17 protein-coding genes are annotated in these 17699 nt (G+C 31.0%); all 17 read right to left on the bottom strand.

Annotated elements, in window-relative coordinates; translation table 11 throughout:
* Position 1: 1 nt before the first annotated feature.
* The 17 genes from FND99_RS10695 to FND99_RS10775 all read right to left on the bottom strand — a co-directional run bounded on the left by FND99_RS10695 (position 2) and on the right by FND99_RS10775 (position 17697).
* Complete coding sequence (locus tag FND99_RS10695; RefSeq protein WP_144337982.1) at positions 2–910, bottom strand: FkbM family methyltransferase; 909 nt, start codon at positions 908–910, stop codon at positions 2–4.
* On the bottom strand, positions 885–1901 hold the full coding sequence (locus FND99_RS10700) for a glycosyltransferase family protein (protein ID WP_144337983.1): 1017 nt from the start codon (positions 1899–1901) through the stop codon (positions 885–887). Before FND99_RS10700 ends, FND99_RS10695 begins: the two co-directional genes overlap by 26 nt.
* A complete protein-coding gene (locus FND99_RS10705) occupies positions 1901–2896 on the bottom strand; it encodes a glycosyltransferase family 2 protein (RefSeq protein WP_144337984.1) in 996 nt (331 codons plus the stop codon). Before FND99_RS10705 ends, FND99_RS10700 begins: the two co-directional genes overlap by 1 nt.
* Before the next feature lie 5 nt (positions 2897–2901).
* Positions 2902–4437: a glycosyltransferase family 2 protein gene (locus tag FND99_RS10710; protein ID WP_144337985.1), complete on the bottom strand. Its 1536-nt coding sequence runs from the start codon at positions 4435–4437 to the stop codon at positions 2902–2904.
* A gap of 4 nt (positions 4438–4441) precedes the next feature.
* On the bottom strand, positions 4442–5593 hold the full coding sequence (locus tag FND99_RS10715; RefSeq protein WP_144337986.1) for a glycosyltransferase family 4 protein: 1152 nt from the start codon (positions 5591–5593) through the stop codon (positions 4442–4444).
* 2 nt (positions 5594–5595) lie between these two features.
* Positions 5596–6477, bottom strand: coding sequence for a hypothetical protein (locus FND99_RS10720; protein WP_144337987.1), 882 nt, complete (start codon positions 6475–6477; stop codon positions 5596–5598).
* A complete protein-coding gene (locus tag FND99_RS10725) occupies positions 6477–7910 on the bottom strand; it encodes an MBOAT family O-acyltransferase (RefSeq protein WP_144337988.1) in 1434 nt (477 codons plus the stop codon). The genes FND99_RS10720 and FND99_RS10725 overlap by 1 nt, the downstream gene beginning before the upstream one ends.
* Positions 7911–7938: 28 nt before the next feature.
* Positions 7939–9015: a glycosyltransferase family 4 protein gene (locus tag FND99_RS10730; protein ID WP_246074206.1), complete on the bottom strand. Its 1077-nt coding sequence runs from the start codon at positions 9013–9015 to the stop codon at positions 7939–7941.
* Complete coding sequence (locus tag FND99_RS10735) at positions 9008–10402, bottom strand: glycosyltransferase family protein (protein ID WP_144337989.1); 1395 nt, start codon at positions 10400–10402, stop codon at positions 9008–9010. The genes FND99_RS10730 and FND99_RS10735 overlap by 8 nt, the downstream gene beginning before the upstream one ends.
* A gap of 5 nt (positions 10403–10407) precedes the next feature.
* Complete coding sequence (locus FND99_RS10740) at positions 10408–11244, bottom strand: GNAT family N-acetyltransferase (protein ID WP_144337990.1); 837 nt, start codon at positions 11242–11244, stop codon at positions 10408–10410.
* Positions 11245–11247: 3 nt separating this feature from the next.
* Positions 11248–12039, bottom strand: a complete 792-nt coding sequence (locus tag FND99_RS10745) for a polysaccharide deacetylase family protein (protein WP_162615549.1) — start codon at positions 12037–12039, stop codon at positions 11248–11250.
* Positions 12040–12145: 106 nt separating this feature from the next.
* Positions 12146–13060, bottom strand: a complete 915-nt coding sequence (locus FND99_RS10750; protein ID WP_144337992.1) for an alpha-1,2-fucosyltransferase — start codon at positions 13058–13060, stop codon at positions 12146–12148.
* The gene (gene neuC, locus FND99_RS10755) at positions 13060–14190 is read right to left on the bottom strand and encodes a UDP-N-acetylglucosamine 2-epimerase (RefSeq protein ID WP_407925343.1); all 1131 of its coding nucleotides are present in this window, start codon (positions 14188–14190) and stop codon (positions 13060–13062) included. Before neuC ends, FND99_RS10750 begins: the two co-directional genes overlap by 1 nt.
* Positions 14183–15223 carry an N-acetylneuraminate synthase gene (neuB, locus tag FND99_RS10760; RefSeq protein WP_144337994.1) on the bottom strand — a complete coding sequence of 347 codons (1041 nt, stop codon included), beginning with the start codon at positions 15221–15223 and terminating at the stop codon, positions 14183–14185. Before neuB ends, neuC begins: the two co-directional genes overlap by 8 nt.
* Positions 15224–15238: 15 nt before the next feature.
* A complete protein-coding gene (locus FND99_RS10765; protein WP_144337995.1) occupies positions 15239–15904 on the bottom strand; it encodes an acylneuraminate cytidylyltransferase family protein in 666 nt (221 codons plus the stop codon).
* 63 nt (positions 15905–15967) lie between these two features.
* Complete coding sequence (locus FND99_RS10770; RefSeq protein ID WP_144337996.1) at positions 15968–16783, bottom strand: glycosyltransferase family protein; 816 nt, start codon at positions 16781–16783, stop codon at positions 15968–15970.
* Positions 16780–17697, bottom strand: a complete 918-nt coding sequence (locus FND99_RS10775; protein WP_144337997.1) for a glycosyltransferase family 2 protein — start codon at positions 17695–17697, stop codon at positions 16780–16782. The genes FND99_RS10770 and FND99_RS10775 overlap by 4 nt, the downstream gene beginning before the upstream one ends.
* Between the last annotated feature and the right edge of the window lie 2 nt (positions 17698–17699).

Genomic DNA, 17699 nt, shown 5'->3' on the forward strand with positions numbered 1-17699 from the left:
TTTAAATACTATATTGAGACAATTTTACTTTTACTCCCCTATTAATTCGCTCCCTTGCTAAATCAATGTCTTTTATAAAAATCGTATTAAATTGTTTATGATTTTTATCCTTCAATGGAATCAATTCTCTTTCAAAAATATCATATCGATATGCATTAAAACCTGCATTTGTCAACATATCAATTACTTTTGACTCATCAATATTAAAGTTTTCTGATGAATCATTCAATTCTATAATAATAACATTAGTTTCCTTTTTATTTAGTGTTTTGATCCCTCCTTTTAGAACAAACCATTCATAACCTTCAACATCAATTTTAATCAAATTCAATTCATTATTACAAAACAAATTATCAAGACTCTTTACTCCCACTTCTATTCCACTCTGACTTGAGCTGACCCTGTTGGTAGTATTTAGACCCTCTGTAAAAAATAAAACCCCATCACTATCCGACAAACCTATATTATGTAATATTACTTTGTCTTGAAGGTTATTTAATTTGATATTTTGCTGAAGTCTTTTGAAAGTTTGAGGTACAGGTTCAATTGCGATAACATTTGCTCCTGTTTTAGAGGCGGCTATTAAACTGTAGTGACCAACATTTGCTCCAACATCTAGAAAATGATCTTCTGAAGATAAATAATGTAACAAAAAAAGGGACTCGTTTGGCTCTTGCAATATAGAATGGAAATTTCCTACAATTCCATCGCCTTTTTTTGCTTTAACCTTTATATTATCAAGAAATGTAAATTCAACTTCCTTGTTAAAAAAATACAATAAAAAATTAATGTATAAATATTTTAAAAAATACCAATAGGCATAGTCTTTGGTTAAAACATTTACTTTATAATTATGAAGTACATTTTTTAAATAATTAATTTTCTTATTTAATATCATTAATATTTTCATTTAACACAATTAGGTCTTTAGATTCATTTTCACAAAAAACGAAACTTTTATAATAAATTTTATAATACTCGATTACATTTTTAGCCATTTCATTTTTTTGTAGATCAGAAAATGCAAGGGCTTTGTCTATTACAGATTCAATATCTTTTTCATCCCTAAAAACTAAACAATTGATACCATCTTCTAACGATGGATTAAGCCAGTTTTGATAATTTAGTATAGGAATTACCCCAACAGACATCGCTTCTAATACATTATGGCACATAGGCATTGTCATTCCGGGCGCACAAAAAATAAAATCGGCAGAGGATAAATAATGTCTCCATTTTTCTGTTGGAATAGCACCAGATTGCCATTTCATTACTATAAACTTATCTTTAAAGCAACCTGAATATAAATCCTGAACTAATTCAGTTCCCGAAATAGAAAGCCCTTTTTTATGCTTTAGGATTTCAGTATAAATTTCCCACCTATTCAATAAACCAAAATTATCTGGAATAACTCTTGTATTATAAATCTTCTCTTCAAAATTACCACTTAAGATTATCCCAATATTTTTAGGCAAGATCTCAGGTTGAGGCAACAGATAATTTGCGGGATGCATGATGTAAGGCAAAGCATTTTCCTGATACTCATTTGTTGAATATACTTTCCTGTAATTGTAATTTACTTTAAAATCGGCCTTTTTATTATGACTGAAAATTTTTGCTTTGTTTAATCGCGAAAAAGGTTTTTCGAAATAAATATAGTCAAGATCTTTAAACCATTTTGCCAAAAACATCATTCGCAAAACAGAAAATTTTACAACAATTGGGTTGTCATAAACAGCCCTAATTCTGAAAAAAAGATTTAAATAGGTACGAACTTTAGTCTGATGTTTCAGATCGAGATATATTACTGGTTTATCATCAGCATAAAATCTAACGTAAGAATAATTTAACCTAAATTCTTTAAGTTTTTTTTGAATCTTTTTTTTCAGTACAAAAATCATTATTCCCTAGGTTTATTAAACAACAAACTCCACCAGCCAATTGTTCGTCCCAATGCTTCATCAAAAGCTGCTTTTTTATCTTTTTCTGTAACTGCGTTAGTGAAACGAATTAAAGTCAGCAAAAAATTAATTGCATTCCATTTAAAGTGATCTTTAAAAACAGGATTTGGATTTTTTACGCGCCAGACAAACCAGCCGTTTCGTATCACCATTTTTCCATATTTATAAAAATTCGGCCTTCCCGAGGGCGCATGAAAATGAGAAAGTTTTGCTTTTGTGTTAATTACATTTTTCCCAAACTGAAGCGCCCGCAAACTAAAATCGGCATCCTCATACAAACCATAACCTTCAAAAAATTTAGAAAAACTGATTTTTTCTAAAACGTTTTTTCTAAAAGCCATAGACATCCCTATCAACAAATCGACTTCATAGGTTTTTCCCGTCAAAGGAAACCCCGAAGTACGACCATGAGAATAACTAGGCATTTTACCGGAACCCAAATTAGATCCTAGACCCAAATAATTTCTTGTTACGTTTCGTATTCCTTCTTTATAAAAATAACCTTCAAACAAGTAATATCTTTTTTTATTGTACAATACATTCGGACTTTGAAGTTTCCAATTATATTCATTTATCGCGATTCCGCCTACACCAACAACATCATTTTGAGTCATAAATGTTTTAATAATCTCTTCAAAATAATTAGGTTCTAAAACCGTGTCGTCATCTAAAAAACAAACAATTTCAGAAGTTGGATCTATCTGTGCTACTCCAAAATTGCGCTGTTTTGTCAAACCCCGATTTTCTTTTGAAACCAAAAAATATTTTAAATTTTGAAACGGATTTTGTTCTAAAAGACTTTTCGTTTTATCATCTGCAGATCCGTCAATAATTAAAATCTCATTTGGATATAAAGTTTGCTTTTGAACGGATTCCAACAGAGTCAAAATCGATTCAGGACGCATATAAGTACAAATAACTAGAGAAAAAATCATGTTTCTTATTTATATCTTATGCCTAAATTATTCAATTTCTTGGCATAAAAGACTGATTTTTTAAATTGCAGATTTCTATACGGAATTTTCAAAAAGCGATACAGAATTCCGATTTTAGATCCTTTAAAAAGATACAATGCAAAATATTTGTATTTATATTCTTTTAGTTGATTCTCTGAAAACTGTTTTACAATTCCGTACATAATTGTAGGACTTGGAACAGGCCTAATATGTTTTACAGGCGTATCCAATTCCCATGGTTGTTTTTTTCTTTTTTTTCCTAAAATTTTCGCTTGATTTCCCCAAAATCTATAACCGCCTGCCGATGGCTTTAAATGCAGATTTACAGAAAACGGGTTTGAAACAATTACAACTCCAATTTTTGCTAGAGATAATCCAAAATCACTATCCTCGCCATAACCTCCATCAAAATTAACATCGTTTCCAACTAATTTATGAACATACGCAGCTTCTACACAAGTATTCGCATTATTGAATGTTTGAGAAACACCAACTTTCCATCTTTGTTCATCTATTTTTTTGAGTTTCAAATCTAAATCATCAAGACTTTGGTTTTGGTTATCAGCTTTAACATCCAGACCATCAGAAGCACCTGCCTTATACGTTTGAAGTATTTTAATATGATTTTCAATAAAATTTGGCTGAATTCGAATATCATCATCACCAAAAGCAATGTATTCACCTGTGCACAACTCAATTGCTTCATTTCGAGCCCGACAACTTCCTTTGGTTTGTTGCCATTTTACGATCAACTCAAATGGATATTCTTTTTGAGTGTACAATAATTCATTTCTAGAATCTTCTGGCGTCGCATCGACAACAACAACTTGCGAAACTTTATACGTTTGGTTTGCTAAATCATCTAGAAGCTGCAAGGTAAATTCCTGGCGCATCATTGTAGGAATGATATAACTAACCGATGGTTTGCCTTCTATTTCTTGCAGTGGTCGCGGTTTTATGCCTTCTTTTTGAATGTCTTTTTTAAAATTTTTCTTAGCGTAAAAGAAAGCATTTAATTCATTCCATTTCCAAAAACCTTTTCGATAAAGCATGAAAACTGCGTGATCGATCTTAAAGTTTTTTCTAAAAAATGCATATCTGTCTTTTGCTGTAATATTAATTTCCTCTTTAATATTAGAATTGAAAAGTCCTTTCACATACAGTGGAACAGCTCCCCAATTTCGCAGAGAATTGTATCCAAAATGTAAAGCTTGCATTTGGTAATTTTCATAGTCGTTGTCAAAACCACCTAAAGTTTCCCAAACTGATTTTCTAATTGCAAATGCATTCGAATTTATTCGCCAACTCACGCATTGGTCAAGATTATCAAAATCGTTTACAAATATGGATGTTGGAGCCTGATATATAATTTCGGGAAAAGCATTTTTATACCCTTGCTCAAAAGAGCTATGCCAGATATCTCCAGGTCCAAAAGACAAAAGCTCCAATTTTTCAAAATCGGGTGCTCCGCTGTAAAGAATTACTTCTCCAGTACTAGTTTTAAATTCATTAAATTTCATTAGACTATTCTGGATTTATTATTTTTTTGTAAAACTCTATATTTTGTTTAGCTAAACCCTGTATATCAAAATATTTCTCTACTTTTTTCCTTGCAGATTTCCCTAACATCTCGCATACATTTTCACTTTCTAAAATTTCATTTATTCTTTTGGCATACAATTCATGATCTTTAGGATTTACCAAAAAACCATTTTCTGAATCATCAATCACTTCATTTGCCCAACCTATATTAGAAGCTACAATTGGTTTTTCCATGGCCATTGCTTCAAGCCATGAAACCGGAAAAGCCTCGGCAAAAGATGGAAACACGCATACCGTCGACTGCTCTATTTTTTGTTTTATTGCTTCGTACGGAATACTGCCAGAATATTCAACATTTTTTATTGCCTGTTCAGAAAAAAGATTTTGCATCATTTGCCATGTAGATGAATTTCCTGAGATAATATCTGGAACATCTTTGCCTATTAAAACAAGTTTAGTAGTTGGGTTCTTTTCTATTACTTTATTAAAAATAAGAGGTAATTCTAAAAGTCCTTTTTTACGAATTAAACTTCCAAAATACAATATGCTTTTCTCACTTGCTTCAATATTGTTGTTTGGCTGAAACAAATTGCTGTCAATAGGATTTGGAATAATTTCAAACTTCTTATTTAAACCAAAAACAAAATTTGTTTTATCTGCTGTAAACTGACTTACTGATAGTAATGCATCTGCTTTTTCCAAAGCTCTTTTTTCGTGAAATTTATTTTTCCATTTCACAGGGCGGTTATCTAAATGACAAAAATAAGCATCAGAACCATGTAATCGAATAATTACTGGACATTTAGCCGGAGCAATAAATGACGTAATTCCTGTCCAGTCTGGCGCTTCAACCAAATCAATTTCTCTATTTGAATAAAGCTTATTTATAATTCTTTCAATCTTTTTTTTGGTAAACCACCATGATAATCCTTTAATTTTAATGTTTTTTATTTGCTGAATAAGAATCCCATTATCATCAAAAAAATTATCCTCTTTTTGCCCATAAACTAAGACACGAACTGAAATTCCTTGAGCCAAAAGTCCAATTGATAAGTTTTTGATACTGGTACCAATACCGCCAGAGCTCCCAGTTTTGGGATGTGGATATTCAGGTGTCAAAAAAGCTATTTTCATCTTTACTTAGTAAAAAAATCTTTTAAAATTCGGGCTGTAAACAATTCTGCTCCTGTACTTGTCATGTGTCCGCAAGACGAAAAATATTTATTCTCAACAACCACATTTTCATAATTATGAATTTCAGGATATGCTTTGTGGACCTTTTCAAAATAATTCATCCCCACAACATTTTCGCACATTGGCGTCATGACCGCGATGAAGTTTATATTGTTAGCCTTACATATATTTTTAATTTCTTCGTAATATTTATTATGCGGCAATGGATTTAAATTGACAATATCATTTTTCATATTGCCATTTTTATGTTTCTTTAAGGGATAAAATCCTAAATTATCGAGGGCGTTTGATTTTTTATGAATTGCAGTAAAAAACATTTCTCTAAAACCAATTTTAGTATCAAATTTCACGTATCTGTAAAAGGGAATATAATAGAGTTCATTAAAATTTTCTTCAGAAGCAAAATGTTTTTTTACGATCTCTGAATTATGGATATAAGGTAAAAACAAAGCAGAAATTCCTTCAGATTGCTGCTCACTTGCAAGGTTTAAATCGGCTTCAAGAATTAAATTTTTGATTTTATATTTTCTCTCAACCATTAATTTCAGCATTAAAGAAGCTTCAAATAAATGTCCGCCACTGATTCCGTAATTGAATGTTTTTAAGCCTTTATCTTCAAACATTTGCGACACAAAATGATTATTTGCACGAGAAGATCCCAAAATTACAACATCATATTGCTGTGATTTTGAATTAAAAACGGTTTCAATTTTTCCTCTGTTTTTAGAATGAAGAAAAACTGTTGTGTAAAAACCATCGAGAATTATTAGTATTAGGAGAAATACAAGAAAAATTTTGCCTATATAAATTAAAAAACGTTTCATTAAAATTGAAAATAAATAAATTCTTTATAATCTGAAAAAGTACCAAATGCCAAAATTGCTGCTATAGCCAGAGCTATTTTTAACACATTTCTTTTTCCTGAAAGTGGTTCAGTTTTAGTACGATTATTCCATTCAACTAAAACAAATAAACTAATAAGTACAAGCAATTCATAGCTGTAACGTTCATTATCCAAATACTGAAAGCTAAAATCTTTATTGGTAATAATTCTTTTTAAATACAAAACAGCATCTGTGATTGTTCTGGCTCTAAAAAACACCCATGCAATGCACGTCAACAAAAAGGTATATAAAATACTAAATACAACCTTAACAGAATCAAAATTAAAGTTCAGTTTAATGGCATCCATATTGTTTCGGTTGCTGTTTGATAAAAGCAACGGCAGAAAATAAACTGCATTAATGAATCCCCAAACAATATATGTCCAATTGGCTCCATGCCAAAATCCGCTGACAACAAATATGATGAACGTATTTCTGATTTTCATCCAAATTCCGCCTTTGCTTCCTCCCAACGGAATATACAAATAATCACGAAACCATGATGAAAGAGAAATATGCCAACGACGCCAGAATTCGGCAATATCTCGTGAAAAATAAGGATAATTGAAGTTTCTCAATAAATCTAAACCAAACAATTTTGAAACTCCTAAAGCAATATCTGAGTAACCTGAAAAATCACCATAAATCTGGAAAGCAAAATAAACTGCGCCGAGAATTAATGAAAACGAATTCATTGCTGAATAATGATCAAAAATGGCATTGGCATAAATTGCACAGGTATCAGCAATTACTACTTTTTTTACTAATCCCCAAATGATCTGGCAAACACCTTCTTTGGCTTTTTCAAAATCGAATTCTCTCTTTACTTTAACTTCTGGCAGTAAATGAGTCGCTCTTTCGATTGGCCCAGCAACTAAAAGCGGAAAATAACTCACAAATAACGAATAATCTATAAAGTTGTATTCGGCTTTGATTCTTTTAAAATAAATATCAATTACGTATGATAGTCCATGAAAAGTATAGAATGAAATTCCGACCGGAAGAATAACATTTAGCAAAATTGGGCTCGCTTTGAATCCCGCAGAAGACAATAATTCTGCAAATGAAACAGCGAAAAAATTATAATATTTAAAAATTCCTAGAAACCCAAGATTAACAATTATACTCAGCCAAAACCAAAATTTTCGGCTTTTTTCAGATTTTCCCTTTTCAATCTGAATCCCAGTGTAATAATCTAAGAAAGTAGAGAAAACCAAAAGAAATAAAAATCGCCAATCCCAGCAGGAATAAAAATAATAGCTGGCAACAATTAATAAAGCATTTTGGCTGCTTTTCGTTTTATTGAAAACAAACCAATACAGAAAAAAAACGATTGGCAAAAAAATAGCAAATGCTAATGAATTAAAAAACATTTATGTATTTATAAAATTGTAAACTTATCTATTTGTCAAGCAGTGCAAAATGGTCATTTACCATTTTCGGCAAAGAAAAGGAATTGGCAATTAATTCTCTCGTATTTATTGATATCTTTTTATTTCCCAAATAAAGATCTTCAAGAAGTGAGGAAAGCGCTTTTGTGTTTTTAGCTTCAAAAATATAACCATTTTGATTATTTGTAATTACTTCTGGATTGCCTCCAACATTTGTCGTAACAACGGGAACATTTGCAGCAAGGCTTTCTAGAATAGACAAACTAAAACATTCCATATGTGTTGGCTGCAGCATATAATCATATTGTAAAAAAATTTCGTTTAAATTTGATTTGCTTCCTATGAAAACAAAACACTTCTTAAGGGAATACTTGGCAATTTTTTCTTCCAAATGTACTTTATAAGGTCCGTCTCCGTAAATATCAATTTTTATTTCTTCTTTAATTTTATTTGGAAGAAGTGAAACAGCTTCAATCAAATCCTGAATTCCCTTTGATTCTCTAAGATGTGACGCAACCAAAAAAGTCGGTTTAGAAACATTTCTTTCCGTTCGAATTAAAATTTTATCGATAACTACTCCATTATAAATGGTTCTAGTTTTAGATTTCAAATGCGAACCAAAATCTTTTAAAATTTCATTTACTGTATAATCAGAAACACCAATGAAAAGATTTATATATTTTGAAAAAAGCAGTCCTTTTAATTTTTTATTGATTTTTTTCTTCAATGAATATCCATTTAAAGGTCGCGGATTATGATCGATCGCAATAATTTCTACATCTGAAAATTGCTTTGCTTTTTTAAAAAATGGCGTGCATAATTCAACAAAATGAGTAATTATAAAAGAATAATATGTTTTTTTCTCTTCAAGAAATTTCAAAAAACAGTTTTCTGCAGTTAGCCCATCTGAACTGTAAATTGTTAATTCTGAATATTTCCCATGATTTGAATTGTTGGGAAAAAACCAATCGATTTCAATTTCATTTTCTTTGCATTTTTTGTCAAAATCCCAAAAAAAATAATCCATCCCGCCAACACGTTCTGGAAGTAATTCATAGTTGCAGATTATGGCTATTTTTTTAATCATTGAATGATGCTAATGTTGACGCAATTCTTTTGCTTGTGTTTTTTAATTCACCACCTATTTGGAGTTTAAGAAAATTCGCTCTTTGCAATTTTTTGTCATCTTTGCTATTCAGAATTCTATTTATAGCAATAAGATATTCCTCTTCATTTTTAGCAATCTCTGTTGAATCCGAATCTACTAGAATAGATAAGTGTCTATAATCCAAAAACTTCTGATCGTCAAACCAACCATTTTCCTTATTTCCGAAAACTGGGTTAATTACGGGCTTATCAAAAATAAAAGCATCCAAAGTTATTGTAGACAATACATTAATGCACAAATCACAATATTGAAGCAATGATTTTAAATCATTCAGATCTATAACTGATGGAACTCTTTGTGTCCAAGCTTCTTGATGGTTTGTGCGGGCAATTGTCCAGTCAGGATAATTCCAGATAATGAATGGATATTTTACTGCTAATTTTTCAAATCGGCTTGGTTCTTCAGCCGGAGAAGTTCTTACGATCAAGTTCACTTCTTTTGAAAGTTTTTTATCTCTAATAAAATTTGCTAATATTTCTAAATAAATTGGGTCATTTTTACTGCTTGAATCGTTACAAGTAAAAAGAATCGTTTTTTTACTTGAATCTATTTTAAATTTTTCATCAAAATAGTTTTTTTCCCATCCATATTTATTTATCGAATATGGTTCAAATTGAGGCGTTCCAACTACCGCAATTTGGTTTTCTAGTATTGATTTATAAAAAGATAATAATTCCTGTTTCATTAAGTTGCTCCAAACAAAATAGAAATCAAAACTCCCAGCCATTCGACCTTTCGAAGCCAGGTTATCCCAACTAAAAATAAAAGCAGATGTTTTTATTTTCAAGCTTTTTGCGGCATAAATAAGTGGAGCTATAAAAGGTGGACGTTGATGCGTAAAAAATAATGACGAAATATGATACTCTTTTAAAAGCCCAATATATTCCTTAGTTATTATATTAGATTTAAATGTTTGTTGTTGAAGAAAATCATATAATAGAACCAATCTTTCTGAATGGATCAAATGCGAGAACTTATGAAGAAATCTCGTCGCAAATCCTCTCGGATTATTAGCTTTAGATCTTGTACTGTTTAAATTATCTTGTATTCCAAAATTATTTTTAATGTTCACTTGCAAATGCGTGACTTCCTTTGCTTTTCTAAAAAACCACGTGTAAAAAGTCTCTTGAAAAACAGACAATTCAATAATTTCGCAATTTAAATTGAATTCCTCATAAACCGCTTTTGGCAAACATGAAAAGATAATCACCTTATCAAAATTAGCTTGAGATTCTTTAATAAAATCACTAAGAATAAAATTGCGAAATCCAACTCCGTCTGTTATAACAACTCCTAAATTTTTCATCAATTTTATTTTAAACTTCCAATTCTCCCATGATCTGAGTAAGATCTATGTACAACAAATTCATTATCTAAAGGCTTTTCTGAAAGAAAAGTTATGTCACAAAAATAGTTTTCTTCAATAGGATTCAGTCGCCACGGAATTATGCTTTTATAGTCTAAAACCCAGCCACTTTTTTCCAAATCCTTTGTTTTCAAATCATTCCATGAAGAAATATAATCCATCCACAAATACCCTAACTCCCATGCTTGTTTTTCTAACTCTTCAATATTCTGTATATCTACCACTCTCAAGCCACCGACATTTTCTTGGCTGACCGCCCTCGATCCGTCATTTAATAGGATACCTTTCAAGGAAGGCTGACAAAAATAATGAGTATCTTTTTTCATGAATTGGTCCACATCGACATCAATTTCTTTGCAAATTTCATCAAAAGTACTTTCTTGAAAATTTGGATTTATTTTTACATAACGAACTAGGTCATAATATCTAATCCAGCGCATGTTTTTATATAAACCTAGACCTGCAGCATTTGCAGCTGTAGCTGCTAATGGAAAATAATTACGAGCTAATTCATATAACCGCCCTAAAATACCTTTTCCTCTGCATTCTTCATTTAGATAAACATTAATTATCCAAGCTAATCCGCCGCCAAAATTTGCTCCAACATGACCCACAACTGTTCCTAACTCATTTATACAAATAAATGAGCGCCCGAATTTTTTATCTCCAAACTGCCATTCCCAAAACTCTTTGTTATGTAATGGATGATTTTCTCTATAAATTATCTTGAAAAAAGGTTGCAAAATTTCCCAGTCTTCAATAGTTGCTTCTCTTGTAGTCATATTTTATTTATAATTTTTTCCACCAATTAAATCATTACAATCAAATCTATTTAATAGTAAATGATTTTCGGCTAAAGTATTAATTCCTCTTGTGGTTGTAAAGCCAATTTTATAGCCTTCATCCTTTGCAATATCAGCAACTTGTTTTGTGCAAGCTTCTGAAGTTCCATATGGGTATGATAAAATATCGATTTTAGAATCAGTAAGATTTTCTAAGTAAGACTTTGAATTTGCAAGTTCAAATTTAATATCGTCTGAATTTAATAGTCCCAAAGGATAATGGCTGTGTGTATGGCTCCCTAAACATTCTTTTGCTGCAAGATATTTTAAATTTTGTTCAGAAAGATACAATGTCTCCAAAACTTCCAATTCGTTAAAATACTTTTTAAACAAATCTTCGATAATAAACTCCTGTTCTTTATAATTTAATTTAAAATTTAAAATATACTTTAATGTTGCATTATCTTCATCGTCGTAAATATAAATTGCTCTAGCTCTTTGCATTTCATCTTCTAAAAAATCAAAATTGTCAATTTCAGAAAGTTTCATACGTAATTCAGAGCTTGAAATAATCGATCTCAAAAGATGAGTTTTATGAACCGTACTAACTTTTTTGTTTTCAAAATTTATCGAATTAACAAAAAAGAGCGCTTGTATATTTAACTCATCCAAAATAGGCAAGGCGAAGTCAAACTGCTCTTTTAAGCCATCATCGAAAGTAACTAATAGATTATTCTCTTTTGGAGACAGAACTTCATCTGCATCATTTAATAAATCAACAGGTCTGATAAACATTCCCTGGTTTTTTAACAACTGTAACTGTTTTTTAAATTCATGAGGAGTAACACCAAATATACTTTGATATTTGGCCGTAAAACTGTTTCTGATGTAATGGTAATTGCTAACGGTAAGCATTATAATTTATAAGTTTTTTTATTCGGTTTTTAAATGACTTTTTATTTTTTTTATAATTGTATTTTGTCCTTTGAACCGAACTATATAGAAAACCGTAAACTTTTAATTTCCAATATTTATTTGACAATTTATATTTAGTAGCATCATGTACAATCCATCTGTCAGGAAAATAATCAGATTCATCATATTTTTTTGAATATTCATTGTCAAAAATTTGAACCGGCCTGATTATTTTTGATTCCTTTTTTTCGCCAAGCCACGCCAACCACCATGAAAAAGTAGAATTGCTTATTACATAATTATCCATTTTTGAGCCTAAGCAAAGTTGCTCTATCGGATTCAAATTTTCTAGAAAATAAACATTCGGAAGAAATGAAAAATGCTTTTTACAATACTTTATATTATCACTTGTAAAAACAATGTTATAATCTTCTAAATTCTCAAAATGGTGAATCAATGCGGTCAAATAAAATTGATACGATAATTGAAAATAATTAGGATTGTTTACAAAATCTCCCCTTCTGACAGTGACTAAAATAGTTTTTTTTGAAAATAGAAATTGATGCTTTTCAACTAAATCATTTTCAAATTGGTTATTGAATTGAAATACTTCTTTAATATTAGATCCCAAAAAGTATTTTTCGGTTTGTAGCCACCCCGATAAATCATAATTCCCATCAGGCAATTCCCATTCATAGCAACTAAACTTGTTTTCTTTTACAATAACCCAGTCGTTACTAATGTATACAGTATTGAACTTAAATTTAAAATACTCTGAGTATTGCCATTTTGGAAAACAAAAAACTTGATTATTCTTTTCTGCTATTCCAATAGTTGAAGCAATCTGGAACAATTGATTTCCTAAATTTCCTTTTTTACCAAGATTTGAAAATGTAATCATTAATTATCCCTAAATTGTTTTTGATGATTAAGGTTCCAAATAGCTGTTTTTTGAAGACATTCCAAGAATAGCTGATTGCTGTTTCCTTGTCCGAAATCGTCATTTACTACTTGTACTTTATGCGAATCAATAATAGAAAGTGCTTCTGAAATTCCTTTTTCAGAGTAATCAGTATTGATTATATCAGCATGAATTGCTCTATTTTGTTGTCTGGTTCCAATATTAATTATTGGAATTCCATAATATGGCGCTTCACGAATTCCAGCGCTACTGTTGCCAATAATAAACTGGCTGTTTTTTAATAATGTCAAAAAATATTCAAAACGCAGTGATGGAAAAATTCTGAATCTGGAATTTTCTTTTAGTTTATCGTAAGCCTTTAGAATAAATTGGCTTCCTAAATCATTATTTGGAAAAATGACAACATAATTGTGTTTATCATTTAACAGAGAAGCCACAAAACTTTCGGCATAATTCTCCATTTCCCTGAATTCAGTCGTCACGGGATGAAACATGACAATTGCATACTTTTCAAAATCAATTTTATAATACGATTTTGCTGTTGCTAAATCCGGCAATTGATCCGAAAACATAATATCAATGTCAGGTGAGCCAATTTCAAAAACTGATTCCTTTATTTCGCCCATTTGGATAAGTCTTTTTGCAGCCTGTTTATTTGAAACAAAATGAATATGACTCAGTTTGCTCACACTATGACGTATTAATTCATCAACAGTTCCCGAAACTTCACCGCCCTCAATATGAGCCACCAAAATATTATTTAAAGATCCTACGATTGCACCTGCGAGTGTCTCTACACGGTCACCATGTACAACAATCATATCAGGATTGATTTCTTTGCAATAATTAGACAAACCTTCGATGGTTTTGGCCAAAGTCAAATCCATCGTGGTTTCGTGCGTATGATTCTCGAAGGTAAAAACGTTTTTAAAGTTACAACGTTCGATTTCGATTAAGGTGTAGCCGTAAACTTCCTGCAAATGCATTCCGGTAACAAAAACATAAACTTCAAATTCCTGCTGTTTTTCAAGTATCTGAATTAATGATTTTACCTTGCCAAAATCAGCTCTGGTTCCAGTAAGGAAAAGTATTTTTTTTGAATTATTCAAAATCCGAAAAATCTAGCTGTTCATCATTTTCAATATCCCTCAAAGCCGTTTTTCCGATCAAATCATTAAAATGTTCTGCTAGGATTTTGCCTGTGCCGGGACGTTTTACCCAAATATTCGCTTTTGATAATTTTTCGCCTTTTTTAATTGAAGCGATAGCACAAACCGTTGCAAACGCAAAATCAATAGTAACTTGTTCTTCTAAAGCTGGTTTTTTAGTTCCGCCACGCATTTGAGCGATTTCAGCACTTGCAATAATCAATTCCTGACACGCTTTTTCATCCATGCTGCAAACAATATCTGGACCTGTACGTTGCATATGATCTGTAAAATGTCTTTCCAAAATACTCGCTCCTAATGCTACAGCTCCTAAACACGCATTATTATTTAGCGTATGATCACTTAATCCGAAAACTTTATCTGGGAAAGCTTCGTGCATTTCCATCATTGCTCCAAGACGAACTAAATGTATGGGAGTTGGATATAAGTTTGTGGTATGCAAAAGTGCAACCGGAATATTATGTTTATCAAAAATAGCGACAGCTTTTTGAACACTTTCAATAGTATTCATTCCTGTGCTTAAAATAACTGGTTTCCCAAAACTAGCAATATGCTCTAATAACGGATAATTATTGCATTCGCCAGAACCAATTTTATACGCCGGAATATCGAATTTCTTTAATCTGTCTGCAGCGGCGCGCGAGAAAGGCGTTGAAATAAAAATCATTCCGTTGCTTTCTACATAATTTTTAAGTTCTAATTCGTCTGCCTCGTTTAAAGAACAGCGTTCCATAATTTCGTAAATCGATACATCAGCATTTCCCGGAATTACTTTTTTAGCTGCGCCACTCATTTCATCTTCTACAATATGTGTCTGATGTTTTACAATCTCAACTCCGGCTCTTTTTGCGGCATCAACCATTTCTTTGGCTACCTGCAATGAGCCTTCATGGTTAATTCCGATTTCGGCAATAACCAAAGGCAGAAAATCTGGGCCAATTTTTCTTCCTGCTATTTCTATAAATGGGTTCATAAAGTAGGTTATGAATTAGGATTTTAAGTGTTTTTGATATAAATATTCGGCATAATCAAAATCGTCCTGCGTATCGATATCAACGCTGGCAAAAATATGATTAATCTCAAATGGAAAAGCATTTTCAGAGATAATTTTATCATCCAAAATCAATTTAGATTTGGTGATATAAAGCAACCCATTTTCAAAAAAAAGTGGCTCTAAATCTTGGCTTCGCTGACCAATTTTGTAATTGTAAGGAATGAATTTCTGATCTATTATTTTCCCTAATTTTTGATGATTTCTCGAAACTGTAAACAAACTATCTACTTTTTTGGTTTGATAAACTTTAAAAGCTTCTTTCAATAAGTTTTGAGAACGAAGAGGATTTGTGGGCTGCAGCAAAACCACATTCTCAATCTCATCAATTTGTTCTAAGACATTTTTCAATGCCGAAAATGTCGGTTCTAAATCACCAGAAATATTTTCAGGTCTATCAATCACTTTTGCACCAAATTCTAAAGCAATTTTCTTTATCTGTTCATCATTTGTAGAAACATAAACTTCGTCTATTATTCCAGCATTTGTCTTTGCATATAAAATACTATGTGCGAGCAACGGAATGTCTCCAAGCAATTTGATGTTTTTTTGAGGGAGCCTTTTAGATCCTCCTCTCGCCGGAATAATTGCAATAGTTTTCAATATTCTGATTTTTGAAATTATTTGATTAAAAAAAATTAAACCTTAAATTATGAGAAATTTTAACTAGTAAAATCCATTAGCTATATTACCATTTTCATCCAATTTCCATGAACTGGAATTGCTTGCAGTTTTATTATAATATTCCTCCTCATGTGATAAATTGTGTGGGTTTATATACCAGCCCAAATGTTTTGCCACATATGGATAATTTGTTCTTAGTCCTAAATAAAAAAACTTTTTGCTTTTTAATTGTGGTCTATATAGTGCAAAAGTTGTATCAATACTCGCTAAAAAATGCCCTTCTTTCGTTTTAGTTTTCCAAAATTTTGATTCCCATTTTAAAATGTTATTTTTTACCGGATTAAAATCGGGAATATCATCTATTGCCAAACTAAAGCCAACTTTATATCTTGTCTTAGATTTTATCAATAAATCCAAAAAAAACTTCAAAAAATCAGGAGGACAAGTAGCGATCGGAATTACATCAGGATCAGTTACTACATAATATCCTTTGGAAAATTTTTTAAAAAAGTCTTTTTCCCAAAAAACCATGTGACCATCATTTTTTTTATTAAATATTACATTTACATCATTTTTAATGCTGTTATAATAAGTTAAAAGTGGCTCGTAATTTGAATTATTATCAATTATGTGAAGATTTTTATAATCATTATTAAGCAAATAATTAATCAACAATTGTAAATTTTTTAATTGGTTAAAATTTACGATTATTATTGGTATCGTTTTAAAATCTTTTAACTGCGTTTTTACCGTTTTACTAAATTTTGCATAAATGTATGTATTATAGAATACCCTGATTCTTATTTGTAAACTTGAATAAAAATACCGAGAACGTCTATATAAATATGTATTTTTCAAGATTCGTTTTTAATAACAGGTTTCCAATAAATTTTTGTTTCTTCTAATTCTTGATATTCTTGATATTCTTTCAAAGAGAATCTGTTTGCGTTTTTTATAATTTTCGGAATTGAAAAAACCAAATCAAAGAGTGCTAAAACTAATGCTTTTAATGCTTTGAAATCGCCTTTAAAAACTTTTAATTTAAGCTGCATCCAAACTGAATAAGCAAATCGTTTTGGAATTATTGAAATTGGCAAAAACAAAAAATACAAATACCATCCAGATCGCAACGATCGTCGGAGTCTTACACTGTAATCTTTATCTTTTCTTCGAGATTTCACTTCAACACGATGATTTACCAAAATTTCTGGCAAGTAATGCACCTCCCATTTTTTTTTGAATAACTGATAGGACGCAAAATCTTCTTCGCCATAAAAAACAAACCATTCAGGATAATTCGGAATGTCGCGCCATGCTTTCATGTTCCAAACATGACCACAGCCAACAAAACCTCTTGTGCGTTCACTTTTTTCCTTAGAAAATGTATTTTGTGGCAACTCTAAACCCCAAAAAATTCTGCATGCAATAACACCGCATTTTGGATTTGAAATAAAATAATCTTCTATATTTTCAAGTACCTTTTCGGATAAAAAATGAGCATCATCATCTAATGAAATTGCATAACTAGCGCTGGTTTTGTTGAGCATTTGGTTGCGGCAATGAATCAACCCTTTCGAAAATTCATTCTGAAACAAAATAATATCTGGGTAATTTTCTTTGATGAATGTACTGGTTTCATCAGTTGAGCCATCATCAAAAACAACACATTCTACATCATTTCTAGTCAGCAAATGTTGAATTTTAATCAACGTAAAAGCTAAATCATCTTTACGATTTTTGGTCGTTATAAGAATTGAAAATTTCTTCAACATTT

Origin of the sequence: Flavobacterium daemonense (assembly GCF_007341385.1) — a bacterium.
Taxonomy (GTDB): Bacteria; Bacteroidota; Bacteroidia; order Flavobacteriales; family Flavobacteriaceae; genus Flavobacterium; species Flavobacterium daemonense.

Excerpts from the sequence above, each read along its gene's own strand:
- FND99_RS10695 (WP_144337982.1), bottom strand. The coding sequence starts at position 910 with ATGAAAATATTAATGATATTAAATAAGAAAATTAATTATTTAAAAAAT.
- FND99_RS10700 (WP_144337983.1), bottom strand. The coding sequence starts at position 1,901 with ATGATTTTTGTACTGAAAAAAAAGATTCAAAAAAAACTTAAAGAATTT.
- FND99_RS10705 (WP_144337984.1), bottom strand. The coding sequence starts at position 2,896 with ATGATTTTTTCTCTAGTTATTTGTACTTATATGCGTCCTGAATCGATT.
- FND99_RS10710 (WP_144337985.1), bottom strand. The coding sequence starts at position 4,437 with ATGAAATTTAATGAATTTAAAACTAGTACTGGAGAAGTAATTCTTTAC.
- FND99_RS10715 (WP_144337986.1), bottom strand. The coding sequence starts at position 5,593 with ATGAAAATAGCTTTTTTGACACCTGAATATCCACATCCCAAAACTGGG.
- FND99_RS10720 (WP_144337987.1), bottom strand. The coding sequence starts at position 6,477 with ATGAAACGTTTTTTAATTTATATAGGCAAAATTTTTCTTGTATTTCTC.
- FND99_RS10725 (WP_144337988.1), bottom strand. The coding sequence starts at position 7,910 with ATGTTTTTTAATTCATTAGCATTTGCTATTTTTTTGCCAATCGTTTTT.
- FND99_RS10730 (WP_246074206.1), bottom strand. The coding sequence starts at position 9,015 with ATGATTAAAAAAATAGCCATAATCTGCAACTATGAATTACTTCCAGAA.
- FND99_RS10735 (WP_144337989.1), bottom strand. The coding sequence starts at position 10,402 with ATGAAAAATTTAGGAGTTGTTATAACAGACGGAGTTGGATTTCGCAAT.
- FND99_RS10740 (WP_144337990.1), bottom strand. The coding sequence starts at position 11,244 with ATGACTACAAGAGAAGCAACTATTGAAGACTGGGAAATTTTGCAACCT.
- FND99_RS10745 (WP_162615549.1), bottom strand. The coding sequence starts at position 12,039 with ATGTTTATCAGACCTGTTGATTTATTAAATGATGCAGATGAAGTTCTG.
- FND99_RS10750 (WP_144337992.1), bottom strand. The coding sequence starts at position 13,060 with ATGATTACATTTTCAAATCTTGGTAAAAAAGGAAATTTAGGAAATCAA.
- neuB (WP_144337994.1), bottom strand. The coding sequence starts at position 15,223 with ATGAACCCATTTATAGAAATAGCAGGAAGAAAAATTGGCCCAGATTTT.
- FND99_RS10775 (WP_144337997.1), bottom strand. The coding sequence starts at position 17,697 with ATGTTGAAGAAATTTTCAATTCTTATAACGACCAAAAATCGTAAAGAT.